4 protein-coding genes are annotated in these 4,042 nt (G+C 59.0%); 1 reads left to right on the top strand and 3 read right to left on the bottom strand.

The annotated features are described in order from the left end of the window. The 3 genes from AC1DUU_RS25350 to AC1DUU_RS25340 all read right to left on the bottom strand — a co-directional run. On the bottom strand, window positions 1-401 hold a 401-nt coding region (locus AC1DUU_RS25350), incomplete at its 3' end, for a pyridoxal-phosphate dependent enzyme (RefSeq protein ID WP_476786134.1). After that, entirely contained in the window at window positions 391-1,131 is a 741-nt protein-coding gene (locus AC1DUU_RS25345; RefSeq protein ID WP_476786133.1) for a GHMP family kinase ATP-binding protein, read from the bottom strand. The genes AC1DUU_RS25345 and AC1DUU_RS25350, both read right to left, overlap by 11 nt. 665 nt (window positions 1,132-1,796) lie before the next feature. Next, on the bottom strand, window positions 1,797-2,798 hold the full coding sequence (locus tag AC1DUU_RS25340; protein WP_476786132.1) for a helix-turn-helix transcriptional regulator: 1,002 nt from the start codon (window positions 2,796-2,798) through the stop codon (window positions 1,797-1,799). Window positions 2,799-2,999: 201 nt separating this feature from the next. Between AC1DUU_RS25340 and AC1DUU_RS25335 the strand changes: the two genes are divergently transcribed. Further along, window positions 3,000-3,824, top strand: coding sequence for an acid phosphatase (locus AC1DUU_RS25335; protein ID WP_476786131.1), 825 nt, complete (start codon window positions 3,000-3,002; stop codon window positions 3,822-3,824). Window positions 3,825-4,042: the final 218 nt, after the last annotated feature.

The following is a 4,042-nucleotide window of genomic DNA, read 5'->3' as shown; positions in this document are numbered from 1 at the left end:
GTCCAAAAGGCATCCGGCTCCAGGCGCAAAATGGTGTTCAGACTTTCGAGCCTACCGGTCTGGTTGCCGTCGCCACTGATATCATCGAGCGCAACGACCTCGGCTCCCAGTCGCTGAAGTCGTGCCTGGTACTTTGGATCCATCAGGCTTGATGCGGTCACAAGGGTTAGGCGATAGTCACGGGCTGCGGCGAGGAGAGCCACCGCCATGCCAAATGTGCCTGATGTCGTTTCGACGATATGAGCTCCCCTCTTGAGCTCACCTGACGCTTCAGCTCGATCGAGGATGAAACGAGCGGGCATCAGCTTCATCAGCGGAAAGGCTGCCACAACAAGGTTGTCCGCCAACCTGGCCATTCGGGGCGTCTCGAGCGCCTTGAAGTAGTCTGCTTCAATCCGCATCTGCGCCTGCCCTCGGATAGTTCGGCTGTATAGCGACGTCTTTGAACCCGGCTGCGGCGGCTGCCTCTGCAATTTTGCGCGCAACGTCGGCGAGACCGGGCGCCGAGGCATCCAAGAGGATGCCAATGAGAGATCCGCTATGGGCGACCTGAACTCCGCAGGCCCGAAACTCGTTTGCGATGCCAAGGGCGGTCGCAAATTGCGCCTTGGCGAGATGGCGTTGGCTAATTTTTGCGCTGAGTGTGGCTGCTTGTCCCAGCAAATACGGGTCTTGATATCTTATTGAGCGCGCCGCCAACCCTCTCAACAATGCAAAGGTCTGGATTTCTTCACCGCAGTAGCGAGCCGGCCGCAATGCGAGCGTATCGACTGACTGCCCGTCATTTGCTTTGAAGCCTATGACGCAGATCGGTGGCAGCGCATCGCCAAAATGTTCGATAACCACGCCTTCGCGTTGAGCAAACAAAACGGCCTGGTCTTCAAATGCTATGGCGTCACTCGCTCGCTCAGCCTTGACCGCGAGGCGGGAGATGACTGAAGGGCGAAGCTCCACCTCGAATGCATCAGCAACAGCCCGTATCGAGGCAACGACATCGGCGGTCGATGACCCATATCCATGGCCCACCGGAATCGCACTTTCAATTTCGAGAACGCCACCCAGATGCCCATCGAGGTGAGTTAGCGTGAGCAGCGCTGCTTTTGCCGCTTTCATCTTTTCCGGCGGGATCACGCTGACTCCGCTGCTATCCGCAATCCGGAAAATCGCGAGAGAGCCCATACTTCTCAAGGGAAGAGTGACTAGCGCTCGATGAAGACGTCCTCTCTCATCTTCGAAGACACCCTGAATGAGTTCGCCATGATGTGCATGTGCCTGCCCCCTTCCCTGTCTTACCAGGAGAGGGACATTATCAGGCGAGACCGAACCGCCCGGAGAGCTCGTATATCCCTTCACCGCTCTTCTCCATCGTAGCTGTGAGCTGGATGGAAAAACTGATTGAGAACGGCACGCCTGTCATTCGCCACATCTTGCGATTGACGGGATTTCTACATTGCCGACTATGCAGTGCCCGAAAGACAGGTCGAGCCGATCACGATCAACAAAGGGGATCACTCGGGTACGATGGTCCGACGGGTCGAACCTTGCTTTCCGCGATTGTGGCTTGTTCTCGACGCCCGGTCTCGAACAACCAGGCTGTGACCCTATAGAACGGTAACGGCGGAGCAGTTGATGGCTGACCATCGCTTGTGACAACTCGATGGTCCTGGTCGCGCCACGAGCGGAAGTTGACGCATGGCCCAAGAGCGGACGTTCGCATGCTTTGAGACGGCGCCTGGTGGCGCGCCCTTTCGAACGCGTTGCCGCTCGCCTTGGCCCGCGGTTCAGATGAACCACGCTTAGCCAAGGCGCGATTGCTCACGAAACTGACGCGGCGTGACGCCCGTCATCCTGCGGAAGGCGCGACTGAAATGCGCAGGGTCCGAGTAGCCGGAGGAAAAGGCGATATCGATGATCCTGCAATCGGTGTCGCGCAGAAGCCGGCTCGCATTCTCATATCTGGCCGTTTCGAGTATGTCCGAATAGGTAAGGCCGACATGGGCGAGCTTGCGTTGAAGCGTCCGCGTGCTAACGCCTACGATGTCGGCGACGTCGGCTAGTGCCGTTGTTCCCTCGTCGAGATAAGCCGGTAACATCAGCTTGAGCAGTTCGACGATGTCGTAGCCGGAGGGGTCGTCTTCCTGGTCTCGCGGCGGCGCAAACAAGGCGGTGGACTGGTTGGAGAGGCTGAGAAGCGCGATCGGCAGGCTGATCCAGGCGGAATGCTGACCTGACAGAAACTGCACGTTCGGCCAGGAGGATCGCGTTGCCGGGCTCGGCGCATACGATGATTCAAAGGCAATCGCTGTCGGCATCCAGTCTTGCCCTGCGAATTGCCGGACGATGTAGATCGAGAAAACATTCTGGATCCATTGTGCGTATTTCAGATGCAGGAGCCCGGTTGTGCCGGCGAGCCTGCTGCAGACCCGAACATGATCCGCGCCCTGTTCGATCCACATGCTCAGAATGGTGTCTTCCCTCGACGCCCAATGGCAGGCATGCCGGAGCGCGACGAGCAGCGTTGGGGAATGTGCAATCAGGGCCCGTGTCTTTTCCCTCATATGAGAGAAATGCAGGCGTTGGGCGGCGAGAAAGCCAAAATCCTCGATGCCCTGGGTTCTTTGGGCAGCCTCGACGAAGCGCAGTGCTGGCAGGAGCGGCAGGTAGAGATCGCTCTTTTCGGCCAGGGACGATGGCAGCCGGGACCTCTCCAGCAGCGTCTCCGTCGGAGCGCCGACATCATCGAGGATGTTGACGAAGGGCAGGAGGAACTGGCCGCGCGTCAAGGGGATATCAGCCATAGGACCTCACCGCACCCGGATTAGTGCTTTTCACAAAGCCGAATCACGAGGGATTCACGACCGGCGGGACGGAGCATAGCCGGTCGCGATTGGCGTGAAATGGCAAGACGGGCAAGTTGCCCATGGACGAAATGCTCGCAACGGGATTCGCTTGCCGATGACCGGGCCTTTATGCGTTTGGAAATGTCGAGAGGAATGCGAATGTCGATGACCGGGACTGCGGTGCGGGCCGCACATGTTTCCCTGCTTGCGCTACTCGCGCTCTGCGGGCAGGCCCTGGCACAGGCAGGCGAAGCCCAGCCCAAAGTCACAGACCCGCATTTCCAATTGGCTCCGGGTTATCTCGAGCAAAAGGATTTGCCCGACAGCCTTGAACTGCTCGGACCGCCGCCGGCAGAGGGAAGCGCGACGCTGGCGCGTGACGAAGAAGCGAGAAGCGCAACCATATCGCTGCGCGGCAAACCGCGCTGGGATTTGGCGCGCGCGGACGCAGATCTGCAGTTTCCGCAGCCGGCGAAAACCTTCTCTTGCGCAATGGGTGTCGACATCGACGAAAAGGAAACACCTCATCTCTATCGCTTGATGCAGAAGGTGCTAACCGACGCGGGCCTGTCGACCTATGGCGTAAAAAACGCTTTCAATCGTACCCGTCCTTTCGTGGTTCACAACGAAGGCACCTGCTATCCTGATCAGGAGCCGCTCCTGCGCAATGACGGTTCCTATCCTTCGGGCCACACTGCCGCAGGTTGGGCTTGGGCGCTGGTATTGAGCGAAATCAACCCCGAGCGCGCCAATCTTCTCTTGAAACGCGGTCTGGAATTCGGCCAGAGCCGTGTGATCTGCAACGCGCATTGGCAAAGCGACGTCGATGCAGGACGGACCATGGGCGCGGCTACGGTAGCGAACCTTCATGGCAATGCGGACTTCCTCGCCGATCTCGAGGCCGCAAAAGCGGAAGTGAAGGCTGCGCAGGTGCCCTCGGCATCCGAATGCGCCGGGGAGGCCGCTGCACTGTCTGCGCAGTAGCGGGCTGCTGCTCTCCCGACCCAAGGCTGACGATCAGCCGAAGCACGGGCGCGGACCATTCGGTCTTGCCTCCTGCGAACAATGGAAATCAAAGACTCCAATGAGGTACCGTTCGATGCGAATGAAGTTGGTCTACAGCCTGAGTTTCTTGGTTCTCGCGACAAGCGCGGCGGCCGCACAGTCGGTTCCGGTCAACGTCGAAAACTTCAAGCGAGCCG

The organism is Aminobacter sp. P4_H6_2, assembly GCF_056400805.1.
Note: the sequence above shows the minus strand (reverse complement) of the source record. Positions and strands in the feature narration are given on the sequence as shown.